The 16,366-nt window shown below is 63.7% G+C and carries 14 protein-coding genes; 13 read left to right on the top strand and 1 reads right to left on the bottom strand.

Annotation, left to right across the window (positions count from 1 at the left end; translation table 11 throughout):
* Positions 1-185 precede the first annotated feature (185 nt).
* The 4 genes from A0257_17755 to A0257_17740 all read left to right on the top strand — a co-directional run bounded on the left by A0257_17755 (position 186) and on the right by A0257_17740 (position 4,963).
* Complete coding sequence (locus A0257_17755; GenBank protein AMR28760.1) at positions 186-1,472, top strand: serine hydrolase; 1,287 nt, start codon at positions 186-188, stop codon at positions 1,470-1,472.
* 76 nt (positions 1,473-1,548) lie between these two features.
* Positions 1,549-2,217, top strand: coding sequence for a succinyl-CoA--3-ketoacid-CoA transferase (locus A0257_17750; protein AMR28759.1), 669 nt, complete (start codon positions 1,549-1,551; stop codon positions 2,215-2,217).
* Positions 2,218-2,410: 193 nt separating this feature from the next.
* Positions 2,411-4,057, top strand: coding sequence for a hydrolase (locus A0257_17745; protein ID AMR29832.1), 1,647 nt, complete (start codon positions 2,411-2,413; stop codon positions 4,055-4,057).
* 249 nt (positions 4,058-4,306) lie between these two features.
* Positions 4,307-4,963 (top strand): hypothetical protein, encoded by a 657-nt coding sequence (locus A0257_17740; protein AMR28758.1) that lies wholly within the window; start codon positions 4,307-4,309, stop codon positions 4,961-4,963.
* 5 nt (positions 4,964-4,968) lie between these two features.
* On the opposite strand, the gene A0257_17735 is transcribed toward A0257_17740, so the two are convergent.
* The gene (locus A0257_17735; protein ID AMR28757.1) at positions 4,969-5,727 is read right to left on the bottom strand and encodes a hypothetical protein; all 759 of its coding nucleotides are present in this window, start codon (positions 5,725-5,727) and stop codon (positions 4,969-4,971) included.
* A gap of 98 nt (positions 5,728-5,825) precedes the next feature.
* On the opposite strand from A0257_17735, the gene A0257_17730 reads away from it, so the two are divergent.
* The 9 genes from A0257_17730 (at position 5,826) to A0257_17690 (ending at position 16,316) form a co-directional block, all read left to right on the top strand.
* Positions 5,826-6,770, top strand: a complete 945-nt coding sequence (locus A0257_17730; protein ID AMR28756.1) for a hypothetical protein — start codon at positions 5,826-5,828, stop codon at positions 6,768-6,770.
* A 144-nt stretch (positions 6,771-6,914) separates the two neighbouring features.
* Positions 6,915-7,955: a hypothetical protein gene (locus A0257_17725; GenBank protein AMR28755.1), complete on the top strand. Its 1,041-nt coding sequence runs from the start codon at positions 6,915-6,917 to the stop codon at positions 7,953-7,955.
* A 39-nt stretch (positions 7,956-7,994) separates the two neighbouring features.
* On the top strand, positions 7,995-8,795 hold the full coding sequence (locus tag A0257_17720) for a hypothetical protein (protein AMR28754.1): 801 nt from the start codon (positions 7,995-7,997) through the stop codon (positions 8,793-8,795).
* A gap of 22 nt (positions 8,796-8,817) precedes the next feature.
* The gene (locus A0257_17715; GenBank protein ID AMR28753.1) at positions 8,818-9,891 is read left to right on the top strand and encodes a hypothetical protein; all 1,074 of its coding nucleotides are present in this window, start codon (positions 8,818-8,820) and stop codon (positions 9,889-9,891) included.
* A 12-nt stretch (positions 9,892-9,903) separates the two neighbouring features.
* Positions 9,904-11,247 carry a hypothetical protein gene (locus A0257_17710; protein AMR28752.1) on the top strand — a complete coding sequence of 448 codons (1,344 nt, stop codon included), beginning with the start codon at positions 9,904-9,906 and terminating at the stop codon, positions 11,245-11,247.
* A gap of 344 nt (positions 11,248-11,591) precedes the next feature.
* Positions 11,592-12,506 (top strand): magnesium chelatase, encoded by a 915-nt coding sequence (locus A0257_17705; GenBank protein ID AMR29831.1) that lies wholly within the window; start codon positions 11,592-11,594, stop codon positions 12,504-12,506.
* A gap of 47 nt (positions 12,507-12,553) precedes the next feature.
* Positions 12,554-12,913: a four helix bundle protein gene (locus A0257_17700; GenBank protein AMR28751.1), complete on the top strand. Its 360-nt coding sequence runs from the start codon at positions 12,554-12,556 to the stop codon at positions 12,911-12,913.
* A gap of 41 nt (positions 12,914-12,954) precedes the next feature.
* Complete coding sequence (locus tag A0257_17695; protein AMR28750.1) at positions 12,955-14,301, top strand: cell division protein FtsB; 1,347 nt, start codon at positions 12,955-12,957, stop codon at positions 14,299-14,301.
* A complete protein-coding gene (locus A0257_17690) occupies positions 14,298-16,316 on the top strand; it encodes a hypothetical protein (protein ID AMR28749.1) in 2,019 nt (672 codons plus the stop codon). The genes A0257_17695 and A0257_17690 overlap by 4 nt, the downstream gene beginning before the upstream one ends.
* The last annotated feature ends 50 nt before the right edge of the window (positions 16,317-16,366 follow it).

Genomic DNA, 16,366 nt, shown 5'->3' with positions numbered 1-16,366 from the left:
TGGTCGGATTTAGTAGGCGAGGCTGTTTAGGAAGTCGTCAGCCCGTCATTCCGAGCTTGCCGAGGAATCTCGCTCGCGTCGTCGGACGAAACCCGAACGATTACGAGCGAGATTCCTCGGCAAGCTCGGAATGACGTTTAGTCAGTATCGCTTTTTTGAATTTCCTAAAGGATTAAAAAACAGCAATGAGAAATACTATCTTGGTTTTGGTGCTGGCGCTTGGCGCTGCTGGGCCAGCGCTGGGCCAGCCGGCTGCGGCGATGCTGCCGGCTGCGGCGCCCGCCAGCGTGGGGGTCAGTGCGGAGGGTCTCAAACAACTCGACCAGCTGCTGCAAGGCTACGTGGACGATGGCCGGCTGCCAGGCGTCATTGCCCTGGTGGCCCGCGATGGCAAGGTGGTGTACCGCAAGGCGTTGGGTTACGCCGACGCGGCGGCCAAGACGCCGTTGCGGCCCGACGCCATCGAGCGCATTGCCTCGCAAACCAAGGCCATCACGAGCGTGGGGCTGATGGAGCTGTATGACCAGGGCAAGTTTCAGCTCGATGACCCCATTGCCAAGTATTTGCCGGCGTTTGCGCACCCGAAGGTGCTGGCCAGCTTCAACCCCAAGGACTCGACGTTTACGACGGTGCCGGCGCGCGGCGAGATTACCATTCGGCAGCTGCTGACGCACACTTCGGGCATTGGCTACGCGGTGATTGGCTCGGCCGAGGCGCGGGCTATTTATGCGAAGGCGCACATTCCGTCGGGGGTAGGGTCGCCGGCGGGCACGCTGGGGCCGGCCATCGACGCGCTGGCCCGGCAGCCGCTGATGCACCAGCCCGGCGAGCGCTTCACCTACGGACTGAGCGTGGACGTGCTGGGTCGCCTGATTGAGGTGCTGAGCGGGCAGCCGCTCGACCAATATCTGCGCGCCCGCGTGTTTGAGCCGCTGGGCATGCGCGACACCTATTTCTACCTGCCCACCGACCGCCAAAGCCGCCTCGCGCCGCTTTATAGCGAAGACGCGGCCCACCACACCGTGGCCATGCCAACGACCGGTATGCTGGGGCTGCGGCCCGACTTCCCGAACCAGGCGGGCACGTACTTTTCGGGCGGCGGCGGGCTGTCGTCAACTATCGACGACTACGCCGTTTTCCTGCAAATGATGCTCAATGGCGGCACCTACGCCGGCCACCGCCTGCTGAAACCCAGCACGGTAGCCCTAATGACGCAAAACCAGATTGGCGACGTGAGCCAGGGGCTGAACAAGTTTGGCCTTGGTTTCAGCATCGTGACGCCGGCCGGCGCGGCCCAAACCGGGCAGTCGGTGGGCAGCTACGAGTGGGGCGGCGCGTTCGGCACCGACTACTGGGTTGACCCCAAAAAGCACCTGGTAGTGCTGCTTTACACCCAGAAATTTCCGCATAACAACACGCCCGACCTGGTGCCCCGCTTCCGCAAGGCCGTGTACGCGGCGCTGGCCAAGTAGCGCGAACTTTCCAGTTCGCGCTACACTGCTCACTTGCTGAGCAGCATAAGTATTCCTACCCCCTTCATTCCCACCTATGGCTCTCGACAAACACGGCATCGCCAAGCGCATCGCGCAAGAAGTAGAAAACAACTCCTACGTCAACCTCGGCATCGGCATTCCGACGCTGGTGGCCAACTATATTCCTCAAGGTATTAACGTCGAGTTGCAAAGCGAAAACGGCTTGCTCGGCATGGGGCCATTTCCGACCGAAGCGGAGGTGGACCCCGACCTCATCAACGCCGGCAAGCAGACGGTGACGACACTGCCGGGCTCCAGCCTGTTTTCGTCGGCCGACTCGTTTGGCATGATTCGCGGCGAGCACGTGGACCTGACCATTTTGGGCGCGATGGAGGTGAGCGAACGCGGCGACATCGCCAACTGGAAGATTCCCGGCAAGCTGGTGAAGGGCATGGGTGGCGCGATGGACCTCGTGGCCTCGGCCAAGAATATCATCGTGGCCATGCAGCACGTGGCCCGTGACGGCTCCAGCAAGCTGCTCCCCGACTGCACGTTGCCCATTACGGGCCTGCGCTGCGTGAAGAAAATAGTGACCGAGCTGGCCGTGCTCGACGTGACGCCCGACGGCTTTGTGCTGCGCGAGCGCGCGCCGGGCGTGTCGGTGGCCCAGATTCGGGCCGCCACGGCGGGCCGGCTGGTGGTGCACGGCACCGACGAGGAGGTGCCCGAAATGAGCGGCGTTTAGCCCCCGCAGGGGGGGTAGGGCGTTGGCCCCACGCGGGGCCGACGCATCTTTTTTAGCCTGACTGCGGTTTATATAAGTGGCTGGCCCCGTGGCCGGCCACTTATTTTTGTTTGATTTCCCTCTATTTATGGCTACTTCTGCTAGCAGCAAAACCGCATCCGGCGGCGCACATCACCCCAAGAAAAACGGCAAAATGGCCCTCGACGAGCTCCTGACACCCACTGCCGTGCCGGCCCACAAGCTGGTGCTGCGCCAGCTGCGCCGCGCCGACTTCAAAGCCATTGAGGAAATCATGGACAAGGTATATTCTAATATGGAAGGCGCGTGGAAAGCCGACGAGTTCGCGGCGCTCATCCGCAAGTTTCCCGAGGGCCAGATTGGTATTGAGGACAACGGCCGGCTGGTGGCCGCGGCGCTGGCTATCATCGTGGATTACACCAAGTTTGGCGATAAGCACACGTATGCCAAAATCACCGGCAACGGCAAGTTCGATACTCACGACGCCGACGGCGACACGCTCTACGGCGTGGACGTATTCGTGGACCCCGAATACCGCAGCCTGCGCCTGGGCCGCCGCCTCTACGACGCCCGCAAAGAGCTGTGCGAGAACCTGAACCTGCGCGCGATGGTGGCCGGCGGCCGCATCCCCGGCTACGCCGCCTATGCGGGCGAGATGACGCCCGCCAAGTACGTGGAGCTAGTGCGCAACAAGGAGCTGGTGGACCCGATTCTGACTTTTCAGCTCTCGAACGAGTTTCACGTGCGCAAAATCATCCGCGGCTACTTGCCTTATGACTCGGAGTCAAAGGCTTATGCGACGCTGCTGGAGTGGATTAACGTGTACTACGACGAGGAATTTGACAAGCTCATCGGCAACCAGAAGTCGAACGTGCGCATTGGCATCGTGCAGTGGCAGATGCGGGCTACGGCCAGCCTGGAGGACTTTTTCCAGCAAATTGAGTTTTTTGTGGACACCGTGAGCGGCTACAAGGCTGACTGCGTGCTGTTTCCAGAGTTTTTCAACGCCCCCATGATGGCCCTCACCGGCGAGAAGGCGGCTTCGGCAGCTATTCGGGGCATGGCGGCGTTTACCGAGCCCATCAAGACGCGCATGATGGAGCTGGCCGTGAGCCACAACATCAACGTAATCGCGGGCTCGATGCCAGTGTATGAGGATGGGATGCTCTACAACGTCAGCTACTTATGCCGGCGCGACGGCACCGTGGACGAGCAGTATAAGCTGCACGTGACGCCCGACGAGGCCAGCTACTGGGGCATGCGCGGCGGCGACAAAATCAAATGTTTCGACACCGATTTTGGCAAAATCGGCATCCTGGTGTGCTACGATGTGGAGTTCCCGGAGCTGGCGCGCATTTTGAGCGACGAAGGCATGAAAATCCTGTTCGTGCCCTTCTGGACCGACACCAAGAACTCCTACCAGCGCGTACGCATCTGCGCCCAGGCCCGCGCCATCGAAAACGAGTGCTACGTGGCCATTACGGGCTCGGTGGGCAACCTGCCGCGCGTCGAGAACATGGATATTCAGTACTCGCAGTCGGCCGTGTTCAGCCCCAGCGACTTCGCGTTTCCGCACGATGCCATCGTGGCCGAGGCTACCCCCAACACGGAGATGACCCTCATCGCCGACCTCGACCTGGACCTACTCAAAGACCTGAACACCAGCGGCGCGGTGCGCAACCTACGCGACCGCCGCAAGGACCTCTACAGCGTGAGCTGGATTGCCAAGAAAGCCGAGCGCGACGAAGAATTGCTGGCCCAGGGCGAGGAGCGCCAGCCCGCCACCAAGCCCAGCCGCCGCAAGGCCATCGCGGCGGGGTAGGGCCTTCGGGTACCATACATTTTTTAAGAGTTAGGAGCCGTTCCGCAAGGGGCGGCTTTTTTGTATTGGCCTGTTAGTTCGACGCGACCCAGGCGCTGGCCGGCCGCGACGTGCGGCCGGCCACCACTACACTCTGTGCGCTAGGTTATAATGCGACCGCCGCGGCGGGGGTAGCTAATGCCCACGACCCCTTGATTGCACGAAACTTCTTCGCATCTTGCGGCCTTCATTCTTACTTGGCTATACCGCATGAACTACCAGCCTTTTTTGCTGGCCCTGGCGCTGCTGGCCGCCGGCCCGGCGCTGGCTCAGCGGCCGGCCCCGGCCCCGCTTGAGCGCGGCACGCTGACGAAAGGCCAGCCCACCGGCGTGTGGGACTATTTTGACGAGGCCGGCCAGCTGGAGTTGCGCATGAATTACGATTCGAGCCGCATCAGCTACCGGCGGCCCGACCCGGCCCGCTATGAGCTGCGGGTGGGCGATGCCTGGCAGCTCGTGCGCCCCGACCGGGCACCCGGCCCCATTGGCAGCCGCGCCGGCCGGCGGCACGAGCTGCAAAAGCAGCTGCGCTACCCCGTTGCGGCGCTTCAGCAGCAGGTGCAGGGCGACGTGCTCTTGTCGTACCTCGTGGACCCCGATGGCCATACCAGCCACTACATCATCGAGCATGGCCTGTCGCCGGCCTGTGACCAGGAAGTGTGGCGCGCGTTGCAGCAGCTGCCCGACCGCTGGATTCCGGCCGTGTACCGGGGCCAGCCGACGACGGCCCGGTTTTACCTGGCCGTGCATTTTGAGATGAAGGACGCGCGGGAGTTGGCCCCGGCCCCGCCGGCACCGCCCCTACCCCCCTACTCCGACCGCGTAGTCGTGACGGCCGTCGGCGTGGAGCGCGGCGTGCGGCGTTAGCGGCCCTACCCCTGCGCCACGAGGTAGGCGTGGTCGCGCAGAATGGTTTGCAGAAAAGCCTCGTCGGCCAGGTCGGTGTGGATGCTGAGCAGCTGCTTTATTTTGGTGGCCGTTTCGTTGAGCAGCAGATAGTTGCCTTGCTGCACGGAGCGGCCCAGCAGCTGGCGCAGCAGGGTCACGTCGTGGTCGCTGAGGTCGGCGGCCTGCGGAAAAACGGCTTGGTAGCCGGCCAGTGCGGCCGGGCTGGACAGGCTGGCCAACACCTCGGGCCGGGGCCGCAGGCTGATGACGCTGGTGCCGGCCGCCATGTCGCCGAGGCGCTGCCCCTTGCCGCTGACGGCGATGGCCAACACGGCCACGATACCGCCGCCAAACCCAAAATCGACCAGCCGCAGCAGCCAGCGCAACAAGTAGTCGCCCACGCGCGGCGCGGTGCCGTCGAGGCGCACCACGCGCAGGTCGCGCGCTTTTTTGCCAATGGTCTGGCCGTTGAAGAAGATTTCGCTCAGCAAAAAATAGAGCACGTAGGGCGCGATAATAATCACCAGGATAATGATAACGGCTATGCCAACGGCGCTGCTCCAGTCGGTGGGGCGGCTCTCGTGGCTGCCCGAGGCCAGTGTGGTGACCAGCACCGCCCACAGCACGCCCCAGGCAATGAGCACGAAGTAGTCGATGAGCGTGGCCACGATGCGGTCGCCGAGGCTGGCTACCTCGTATTCGAGGGTCACGTTTTGGGTGGTGTGAATGCGAATGGTCGCCATAAAGCCGGGGCAAAGGATATCGGACCGAAAAATACACCGGCCCGGCTAAGTAGCTATGCGGCGGCGGCCTATCTTTAAGGCCTAATCTTAGTTAACTTATGCGCGAAGCCGCTTTTCTGCGTCAAAACCAGGCCCGTTGGCAGCAGTACGAGGCGCGCCCGGCCACCAATCCTGACGAGCTGGCCGCCCGCTTCGTGGCCCTCACCGACGACCTGGCCTACGCCCAGACCTTCTACCCCGCCTCGCCCACCACGGCCTACCTCAACACGCTGGCTGGCAAGCTGCACCAGTCGCTCTACCGCAACCAGGCCGAGCAGCCGCGCCGCCTGGGCCACTTCTGGGCCGTGGAGGTGCCGCTGGTGGTGGCCCGGCACCAGGCGGCGCTGGCCTGGGCGATGGGCCTGTTCGTGCTGTTCACGGCGCTGGGCGCACTCTCGGCGGCGTATGATACTGATTTTGTCCGGGTAGTGCTCGGCGACGACTACGTGAACCAGACGCTGGCCAACATCCGGCGCGGCGACCCGATGGCCGTTTATAAGTCGGGCGGCTCGGGGGTGATGTTTCTGGGCATCGCGGGCAACAACCTATACGTGGCGCTGCGCACCTTCGCCTGGGGCCTCACGCTGGGGGTAGGGACGTTGTATTCGCTCTTTTTTAACGGCCTGATGCTGGGCTCGTTCCAGTATTTTTTTTACCAGCAGCACGTGCTTTTGCCCTCGCTGCTCACCATCTGGATTCACGGCACGCTCGAAATTCCGAGCATTGTGCTAGCCGGCGGGGCGGGGTTTATTCTGGGTGGCGGGCTGCTGTTTCCGGGCACCTACGGGCGGCGCGAGTCGCTGGCCCGCGCCGCGCGCGACGCCATTAAGCTGGCGCTGGGCCTGGTGCCGATTATCGTAGTGGCCGCTTTTCTGGAAAGCTTCGTGACGCGCCACACCGAGATGCCGGTGGCCCTGAGCCTGAGTATCATCGGCGGCTCGGCGGCGTTTATCATCTGGTACTTTGGCATTTACCCGCGGCGGGTGGTGGGTAATGAGCAATGAGTAGTGAGTAATAAAACTGTCATTGCGAGCCTGCGAAGCAATCGCACCCGCACGATATTCGAACGACTCGTTCTGGTGCGATTGCTTCGCAGGCTCGCAATGACAAACGCTTAACGGGCAATAATTAACCTTTAACCACCACCTATGAAAAACACTTACACTACGCCGGCCGACTTTTGGCAGGAGCGCGACTTTGGGGCCAAAATTTCGGCAGCCTTTGACTTTATCGGGGCCCACTGGCGTTCCCTGGGTAAGTGCCTGGTATACTTTGTATTGCCGGGCGCGCTGCTGCTGGGCATTGGCCTGGGTATGTTTACCAACACCATGTTTAACCTGTCGGGCGACGCGCTGGCGGCCCAACGGGCCGGGGCCGGGCCGAAGGCAGGCAACCCTTTCGCCGCGTTTAACGCGCTGGGCCTCGGCGGGCTGGGGCTAGGAGTAGCGGTGCTGGGCGCGATACTGGCCTTTCTGCTGCTCGTAAGCACGGTGCATGCCTACGTGCGGGCGCGGCTGCGGCTGCCGGCCACTACCCCCGTCACGCCCACCGACGTGTGGGCCGAGCTGCGCGCCCGCCTGGGCCGGATGCTCAGCATGGTGGGGCTGTTCATCGGCGGCTACGTGGTGCTGGCCCTGGTCGTGGTGCTGGTGATTGGCGGCCTGGTGGGTGCTGGTAAAGTGCTGGGAAGCAGCGGTTCGAGGCTGGCGTTCGGGTTTATCCTCATCCCGATTTTTTATTGCCTGCTGATTTACGCGAGCATTGCCCTGAGCCTGCTATTCCCGGTGCTGTGGCTCGAAGACCGGGGCCTGTTTGCGAGCGTGGGCCGGTGCTTTCAGCTGATTAAGGGGCACTGGTGGGCCACGTTTGGGCTGCTGCTGGTGGCCACGTTTCTGCAATCGATGCTGGCCATTGTGTTTGCCATTCCGCAGTATGTTGTCATGTTTGGCAAGATGCTTCAGCTGCCGGGGCTGAGCTCCGACGTGCTGGGGCTGGTGGCGCAGTGCCTATATGCGGTGGGTATCATGTTCACGTATTCTCTGCCGCTGCTGGTGCTGGTCTTTCAGTATTTCAATCTCGTGGAGAAGCGGGAGGGCTATGGCACGAGCCTGCTGGTGAGCCAGTTGGGCCAGCCCGCGCCCACGGCTCAATCGGGCCATTACCAGCCCGACGAGCAGGGCGAGTACTAACCGCCGCCCCGCCCTTTCTTCCCGACTTCCGGCTTGCTTATGCGCCGCCTACCCCTGTTCTTTTTGCCCGTGCTGCTGCTGGCGGCCGGCCCCGCCCCGGCGCAAAGGCCGCCCGCGTGGCACCGCTTGGCCCAGCCGCGCGCCGACACCAGCCTGGCCGCGCCCCTACCCCCCCCCGCCGCGCCGGTCGTGGTGCGCCGCCCGGCGGCGGCCCGCCTGCGCGAGCTGCGAGGCCAGCACGACTTGCAGTACGTGGAGGTGCGCGAGGAGCCGACGACGCCCAGCTTCTGGCAGCGGCTGCTGGCCTGGCTGTGGCGGCAGCTGGCCGGCACGCAAGACACGAAGGGCGGCCGGGTGGCCTGGGACGTATTTTTCTACGGCCTGCTGGCGGCGGTGCTGGTGTTCGCGGTGCTGAAATTGTTGCAGGTGGATATTACCCGCGCGTTTGGCCGCGCGCCGCGCGGCCTACCCCTCGCCTATGAGGTGGGCCAGGAAAATATTCACGAGCTGAATTTTGGCGAGGCCATTGCCCAGGCCGAGGCCACCGGCAACCGCCGCCTGGCGCTGCGCCTGGGCTACCTGCAGCTGCTCAAGCAGCTCACCGACCGCGACTTCATCGCCTGGCAGCCCGACAAAACCAACCAGACCTACCTGCGCGAGCTGGCCGCCACCCACCCCGCCGCCCGCCCGGCTTTTGCCGAGCTCACGCGGCAGTTTGACTACAGCTGGTATGGCGAGCTGCCTCTCTCGGCCGACCTTTACCAGGAGGCGCGGGCCGCCCAGCAGCAACTGGCCGGGCAGCTCGCGCGCGCGGCACCGGGCCGCCCGCAGCCCGCCTGATTTTTCTGCCCCGCTCTGCCCGATGCCGTTGCCCCGTATTTTACTCGATTGTGAGCCGCTCAAAGACCGGAACAGCGGCTTCAGTCACTTCGTGGTGCCGCTGGCCCACGAGCTTATCCGGCAGAACCACCGCTACCGGCTCTATTGCTACGTGCCGCCGGGCGAGGTGGGCGGGCTGGGGAGCGCGGGCGTGCGCTACCTCACGCAGCGCAGCTTTCACAAGTATCTGAACCCGCCCAGCTACGGCTTTCGGCTGTGGCACGCCACCTCGCAGCTGAGCTGGTACGTGCCCACCAGCCCGTTCACGAAGGTGGTTTTAACGATTCACGACCTCAATTTTTTGCACGAAAACCCCGACGAGCGCACCTACGTGCGGCAACTGGCGATGGTGCGTCGCAATATGCAACGAGCTGACTATTTGGTAACTATCTCCGACTTCGTGCGCCAGGACGTGCTGCGCCACGCCGACCTGCTGGGCTACCGGGGCCGCCAGCCGCTGCGCTACGTGCCGCGCGGCGTGGAGGCGCTGGCACCCCTACCCCCCCGCCACGCGCCGGCCTACGCGCCGCGCCGGCCCTTTTTGTTTGGGCTGGGCACAATTAACAGCAAGAAGAACTTTCACACGCTGCTCGCGCTGCTGCCGGGCACTGACTATGAGCTGATTATTGCCGGCAGCTTTGCCGAGGCCGATTACGTGGCCGCTATGCGCGCCGCTGCCGCGCAGGCCGGCGTGGCCGACCGCCTCACGGTGCTCACCGGCATCAGTGAGGCCGACAAAACTTGGTATTATCAGCACTGCGCGGCCTATTTGCAGCCCTCGTTGGCCGAGGGTTTTGGCCTGCCGGTGGTGGAGGCCATGCAGCTGGGCAAGCCCGTTTTTCTGAGCCGCCTCACCTCGCTGCCCGAGGTGGGCGGCGACGCGGCGTATTACTTCGACGATTTTTCGGCCGAAACCATGCGCCGCGCGCTGGCCGCCGGGCTGGCCGGGCACTCGCCCGCGCGGGCCGCGGCGGCGCGGGCGCAGGCCGGGCAGTTTGGCTGGGCGCGGGCGGCGGCCGGGTATTTAGCTATTTATGATGAATTACTGGGCCGTTAATCCGCTACGCACTTGACTACTTTTCGCTGGTATCTGCTCTGTATCCTGGCCCTGTTCGGGGCCTACGTGGCGCTGGAATATTACCGCCCCAAGCCGCTTGATTGGTCGCCCACGCTCAGCAGCAAGGACAAGATTCCGTACGGCACCTACGTGCTGTATGACGTGCTGCCCGAGGTGCTGGGCACCGACTCGGTGGCCAACGTGCGCCTGCCCATCTTCAATCAGCTGCTGGGCAGCGAGGAGCCGCAGCTGCGCAAAGGCCGGCCCACCAACGTCACGTTTGACGACGACTCGACAGATACCGCCAACGACGCGGCCGCCACTACGCTCGAAGCGGAGGCCCTACCCCTGGCCACGACCCACGCGCAGTATATATTTATTAATCAAGAATTTACGGCTAGCAAACTAGAAGTGAACGCCTTGCTGCGCTTCGTGGCGCAGGGCCACGACGTGTTCATCGCGGCCGAGGATTTCCCGGCGAACGGCCGCGCGGGCTCGCTGGCCGACACGCTGGGTTTCCGCACCTACCCGGCCGACTCGACGCTGGCGCGCGTGCTGGCCCCCGGCCTGGGGCGGCATGACTCGGTGGCGCTGCACCTGCTGGGCGCGGGCGCGGCGGCCGCGCCGTTCTGGTTCAATGCCTCGGCGGCGAGCTACCGGCTGGCCCTCACCAAGCGGCGGGCGCACCGGGGCGCTACCCTCGCCGCCGATGCCCAGGGCCGGCCGGTGCTGCTGCGCCTCGACCACGGGCGCGGGCATTTTTACCTGTGCTCGGTGCCGCTGGCGTTCGGAAACTACTGGTTGCTGCGGCCCCGCACCGCCGATTTTGCGCTGGCTGCGCTCTCGGCGCTGCCAGCTGGCCGGCCGGTGTGGTGGGATGAGTACCAGAAGCAGGGCCGCGCCGGCGAGCAGTCGGTGCTACGGGTGGTGATGGGCCACCCGGCGCTGCGCACGGCTTATTACTTATTGCTGGCCACGGGCCTGCTGTTTGTGCTGGTGGAGGCGCGACGGCGGCAGCGTATCATTCCCACCCTCAAGCCTTTGCCCAATACTACGCTGCTGTTTACGCGCACCGTGGCGGGCCTCTACCAGCAGGGCCGCAACCACGCCCGCATTGCGGAGAAGAAAACCGCCCTCTTTTTAGATTTTCTGCGCACCCGCTTCCAGGAACCTACCCCCGACCTGGCTGACGACGCCTTCCGCGAGCGCCTGAGCCAGAAGGCGGGCGTGCCCCGGCCGCGGGTGGACGAGCTGGTGCGGCTCATCAACTTCGCCCGCACCGCGCCCGCCGTCACGGACCGCGAGCTGCTTATCTTGAGCCGCGCCATCCAGGATTTCAAGCGCGAAAGCCGCTGAAAAAGTACTTTTGCACTGTGCCGGGAAATGCCTTTTTCGATAAATTGTATTTTACTAATAAACTGTCTTTAAAGCTAAATTAAGGCCCTTTTTACGCGCTTTTTCGGCTGTTTCGCGCGCTTGCCGGTCCGCAAGGTAAGGCCGGGCGCGGTGGGCAGCATCTCTTATTTGCTACTTAATTCTCCCCGGCTTCGCCACGTTTTATGGAACCTGATTACCTACCCGACCCTACCAGTCCTACCCCCCCCCTCGCGGCCGAAGCCGCCGGGCCGGCCCCCGATGCGCCGGCCGAAACCTTTGCCCCGCGCACCGACCTAGCGCAACTCACGGAGCGCACCCAGGCCGTGCGCGAGCAGATTGGCCAGGTAATCGTGGGCCAGCAGGACTTGCTGGAGCTGCTGCTCACGGCCCTGCTCGCCGATGGCCACGTGCTGCTGGAGGGCGTGCCGGGCGTGGCCAAAACGCTTACCGCCAAGCTCCTGGCCCGCACCCTCGACGTACCATTCAGCCGCATCCAGTTCACGCCCGACCTGATGCCGGCCGACGTGCTGGGCACCAGCATTTTCCGGCCGGCGCAGGGCGATTTTGAGTTTCGGCCCGGCCCCATTTTTGCCAGCGTGGTCTTGATTGACGAAATCAACCGCGCCCCGGCCAAGACCCAATCGGCGCTGTTTGAGGTGATGGAGGAGCGCACCGTGACCCAGGACGGCACCACGCGCCGCATGACGACGCCCTTCGTGGTGCTGGCCACGCAAAACCCTATCGAACAGGAAGGTACCTACCGCCTGCCCGAGGCGCAGCTCGACCGTTTTCTGTTCAAGCTGAACGTGGGCTACCCCACGTTGGCCGAGGAAATCCAGATTTTGCAGGGCCACCACAGCGGCTTCGGCGGCACGCCGCTGGAGAAGGTGAAAGCGGTGCTTTCCGCCACCGACCTGGCCGAGTTGCGCCAGCAGGTGGGCCGGCAGCGCGTGGAGGCCAATGTGCTCGAATACATCGCCAAAATCGTGGGCCAGACGCGGGCGCACAAGGCGCTGTACCTGGGCGCGTCGCCCCGCGCCAGCATCGCGCTGCTCAACGGTGCGAAGGCCCTGGCGGCGTTGCGCGGCCGCGACTTCGTGACGCCCGAGGACGTGCAGTTTCTGGCCGCGCCGGTGCTGCGGCACCGCGTCCTGCTCACGCCGGAGCGCGAGATGGAAGGCGGCACGGCCGATGAGGTGGTGCGGGCCATTGTGCAGAGTGTGGAGGTGCCACGGTAGGAGTTGAATTAAAAATTAAAAATGATAAATTAAAAATTAGGCGATTTATGAAGGAGGGGAACGTTATTTTGACGAAAAGCTATGCGTTTTCCAAGCGTACCGTGCTGCTTTATAAATTCTTACTGAAGAATAAACAGCCTCGTTCTCTGGCTGACCAGTTGCTGCGTTGCGGCACTTCAGTAGGCGCGAATGTGGAAGAAGCAGTAGGTGGATTTTCACGCCGGGACTTTACGGCAAAATGCAGCATTGCCTACAAAGAAGCCCGCGAAGCGCATTACTGGCTGCGCCTGCTGCGCGATACAGACTGCGTAGAGTCTAAATTAGCCGACTCGTTGCTCAACGATGTTGAAGAGCTAAAGCGCATATTGGCAGCCATTATTATCTCCTCCCAAAACCAGTCTAAGTAACCATTTTTAATTTTTAATTTATCATTTTTAATTAAAAATTCTTGTCCTTCTTCCTCACCCGCCGCTTTTTCTACCTCTTTGCCACCCTCATCGCGGGCTTCGTGGTGGCCTTCTTCCTACCCTGGCTGCTGGGGCCGATGGAACTCCTGCTCAGCGCGGCGGGGCTGCTGACGCTGCTCGACGCGGCGCTGCTCTACGCGCCGGCCAAGGGCAGCCCTACCCCCCTCTTCGGGCGGCGGGTGCTGGGCGACAAGCTCTCGAACGGCGACGACAATGAGGTGAAGCTCTTTCTGGAAAGCCGCTATCGGTTTGGTATTCAGGCAGAAGTGATTGATGAGATTCCGCACCAGTTTCAGCGGCGCGACGTGCTGTTTGAGGCTAGCATCGCGTCGGGGCAGACGCAGGTTATCACCTACCAGCTGCGGCCCGTGAAGCGCGGCGAGTACGAGTTTGGGGCGCTGAACGTGTACGCGGCGTCGCCGCTGCGGCTGGTGCGGCGGCGGTTTCGCTTCGACCAAGCGCGGGTGGTGCCGGTGTACCCGTCGTTTTTGCAGATGCGGCAGTATGAGCTGCTGGCCATTCACAACCGGCTGACGGAGGTGGGCGTGAAGCGCATCCGGCGGGTGGGGCAAAGCATGGAGTTTGAGCAAATCCGGCCCTATGCGGCGGGCGACGACCCGCGCACCATCAACTGGAAGGCCAGCGCCCGGCGCGCCGGCGGGGGCAGCGACACGCTGGTAGTCAATCACTTCCAGGACGAGCGCGCCCAGCAAGTGTACTGCCTCATCGACAAGGGCCGGGTGATGCGGATGCCCTTTGCGGGCCTGAGCCTGCTCGACTACGCCATCAACGCCACGCTGGTCATGAGCAACATTGCCCTCATCAAGCACGACAAGGCGGGGCTGATTACGTTCTCGAATAAGCCGGGCGCGCTGGTGGCCGCCGAGCGTCGGCCGGGCCACTTGCGCACCATCATGGAAGTGCTTTATCGCCAGAAAACGCAGTACCTCGAAACCGACTACGAGCGCCTCTACGCCACGGTGCGCGCCAAGATTAAGCAGCGCAGCTTACTAATTTTGTTCACCAACTTTGAGACCTTGCAGGGAATGGAGCGGCAATTGCCCTACCTGCGCGCCCTGAGCAAGGCGCATTTGCTGCTGGTCGTTTTCTTCGAAAACACCGAGCTGCGCACCTTTCTCGACGCGCCGGCCGACACCACGGCCGACGTGTATAACCAAACCATCGCCGAGAAATTTCAGCAGGAAAAGCGCCAGATTGTGCTCGAATTGCAGCGCTACGGCATTCAGGCGCTCCTTACCCCGCCGCAATTGCTAACGGTGAACACGATAAATAAATACCTGGAATTCAAGGCCAGGGGACTAATATGATAACGCAGAGTTTCGCAAAGTTGGCAGAGTTTCGCAAAGTTTTCTCCCGTTCGCCCCTGCGAAACTCTGCCAACTTTGCGAAACTCTGCGCTCAGATTTTACTGGCTTTCTGCGGCTTCGCCGCCCACGCCCAGCGCCCGCTGCTGCCGGTGCCCGCGCAGGCTACCTGGCAGGCCGGCCACTACCGTTTTGCCACCGCGCCGCTGCTGGCCCTGCGCCGCCAGCTTACCGGCCCGGCCGGCTCACAGGACGAGAGCTACCACCTGCATATCACGGCCACTGGCGCGAGCCTCACGGCAGCCTCCCCGCTGGGGATTCAGCGCGGGCTGGCCACGTTTCGGCAGGTGCTGGAGCGCACGCCGCACGGCTGGCGGGCGCAGTTTTGCGACATCCATGACCAGCCGCGCTTTGCCTGGCGCGGGCTGCTGATTGACCCGGCGCGGCACTTTTTGCCGGTGGCCGTTATCAAGCGCAATATCGACGGCATGGCCGCCGTGAAGCTCAACGTGCTGCACTGGCACCTGAGCGACGACCAGGGCTGGCGCGTGGAGAGCAAGCTGTTTCCGCGCCTGCACACCGTGGGCGGGGCCACCGGCTACTACACTCAGGCCGAGGTGCGCGAGGTGGTGCGCTACGCCACGCAGCACGGCATTCGGGTGGTGCCCGAGTTTGATATGCCGGGCCACACCGGCGCGCTGCTGGCCGCCTACCCCCGCCTGGCCACCAACGATTCCATTAAGGCGGTGCCCATTAAATGGGGCGTGCTCAACATCGCCCTCGACCCTACCCGCGAGGGAACTTACACCATGCTCGACTCGGTGCTGACGGAGATGAGCGGATTGTTTCCCGATAAATATTTTCACATCGGCGGCGATGAGAACGATGGCCGGCAGTGGCGCCGCAACCCGCGCATTGCGGCCTTTATGAAGGAAAAAGGCTTCGTCACGGCGAAGGGGGTAGTGGATAAGCACCTGCTCCAGAACTACTTCAACCGCCGGATGCTGACCATTTTACAGCGGCTGGGCAAGACGATGGTAGGCTGGGATGAGATTCTGGGTCCCGACCTACCCGCGCCGGTCGTGATTGAGAGCTGGCGCGGCCCCAAGGGCGTGCTGGAGGCCGTGAGCCAGCGCCACCCGGCCCTGCGCGCCAACGGCTACTATATCGACCTCTATTTCACGGCTGCCAGCCACTACGCCGCCGACCCGCTGCAAGGCATCCCGGACTCGCTGCAAAGCCGGGTGCTGGGCGGCGAGGCCGAAATGTGGAGCGAATTTGCCGACAGCGTCATCTACGAGAGCCGGGTGTGGCCCCGCGCCGCCGCCGTGGCCGAGCGCCTCTGGAGCCCCGCCGCCCTGAGCCAGGACGTGCCCGATATGTACCGCCGCCTGGCCTTCGTGAGCGAGGAGCTGGAGGCGCTGGGCCTGCGCCACCGCCGCGCCCCGGCCGCGCTGCTGCGCCAGCTGGCCGCGCCCTACCCGGCCGCCCTACCCTCCCTGCAAACCCTGGCCTCGGTGATAGAACCGGTGAAAGAGTACAAGCGTCATTTCCAGGGCTTTAAATACACCACCGAAACCCCGCTGACCCGCCTCGTGGACGCCGCCCCGGCCGAGTCGGACGTGGCCCGCCGCTTCGGTGCCACCGCCGATAGCCTGATGGCCGAGCTGAGCATCGCGGTGCCCAAGTTTCCGGCCGCGCCCCCTACCCTCTCGCCGGCCGCCCGGCGCCAGCTGGCCAGCCTGCAAAGCCAGCTCACCGGCTGGCAGCGCGCCACCGAGGCCCTACCCCCCTTGTTTGTGCTGAATCCCAGCCTGGCCGAATATTCGCCGCTGGCCGCCCAGCTCAGCATCGTGGCCAACCTGCTCAGCGAGCGCCTCACGCAGCTGGGGCAGGGCCAGGCCCCGCCGCCCGGCTGGCAAGCCGCCGCCAAGCTCCAGCTCGACGCCGCCCAAAAGCCCGCCGGCCAAGCCGAGCTGGCGATTATCGGCCCGGCGCGCCGGCTGGTGGGGCTGTAGCGCGAAGTTTCCACTTCGTGCGCGAGCGCAGCGAGCATGGTCGGGCGCGC

It is taken from the genome of Hymenobacter psoromatis (assembly GCA_001596155.1).
Lineage (GTDB): Bacteria > Bacteroidota > Bacteroidia > Cytophagales > Hymenobacteraceae > Hymenobacter.
Note: the sequence above shows the minus strand (reverse complement) of the source record. Positions and strands in the feature narration are given on the sequence as shown.

Excerpts from the sequence above, each read along its gene's own strand:
- A0257_17750 (AMR28759.1), top strand. The coding sequence starts at position 1,549 with ATGGCTCTCGACAAACACGGCATCGCCAAGCGCATCGCGCAAGAAGTA.
- A0257_17720 (AMR28754.1), top strand. The coding sequence starts at position 7,995 with ATGCGCCGCCTACCCCTGTTCTTTTTGCCCGTGCTGCTGCTGGCGGCC.
- A0257_17700 (AMR28751.1), top strand. The coding sequence starts at position 12,554 with ATGAAGGAGGGGAACGTTATTTTGACGAAAAGCTATGCGTTTTCCAAG.
- A0257_17715 (AMR28753.1), top strand. The coding sequence starts at position 8,818 with ATGCCGTTGCCCCGTATTTTACTCGATTGTGAGCCGCTCAAAGACCGG.
- A0257_17730 (AMR28756.1), top strand. The coding sequence starts at position 5,826 with ATGCGCGAAGCCGCTTTTCTGCGTCAAAACCAGGCCCGTTGGCAGCAG.
- A0257_17690 (AMR28749.1), top strand. The coding sequence starts at position 14,298 with ATGATAACGCAGAGTTTCGCAAAGTTGGCAGAGTTTCGCAAAGTTTTC.
- A0257_17740 (AMR28758.1), top strand. The coding sequence starts at position 4,307 with ATGAACTACCAGCCTTTTTTGCTGGCCCTGGCGCTGCTGGCCGCCGGC.
- A0257_17725 (AMR28755.1), top strand. The coding sequence starts at position 6,915 with ATGAAAAACACTTACACTACGCCGGCCGACTTTTGGCAGGAGCGCGAC.
- A0257_17745 (AMR29832.1), top strand. The coding sequence starts at position 2,411 with ATGGCCCTCGACGAGCTCCTGACACCCACTGCCGTGCCGGCCCACAAG.
- A0257_17735 (AMR28757.1), bottom strand. The coding sequence starts at position 5,727 with ATGGCGACCATTCGCATTCACACCACCCAAAACGTGACCCTCGAATAC.
- A0257_17755 (AMR28760.1), top strand. The coding sequence starts at position 186 with ATGAGAAATACTATCTTGGTTTTGGTGCTGGCGCTTGGCGCTGCTGGG.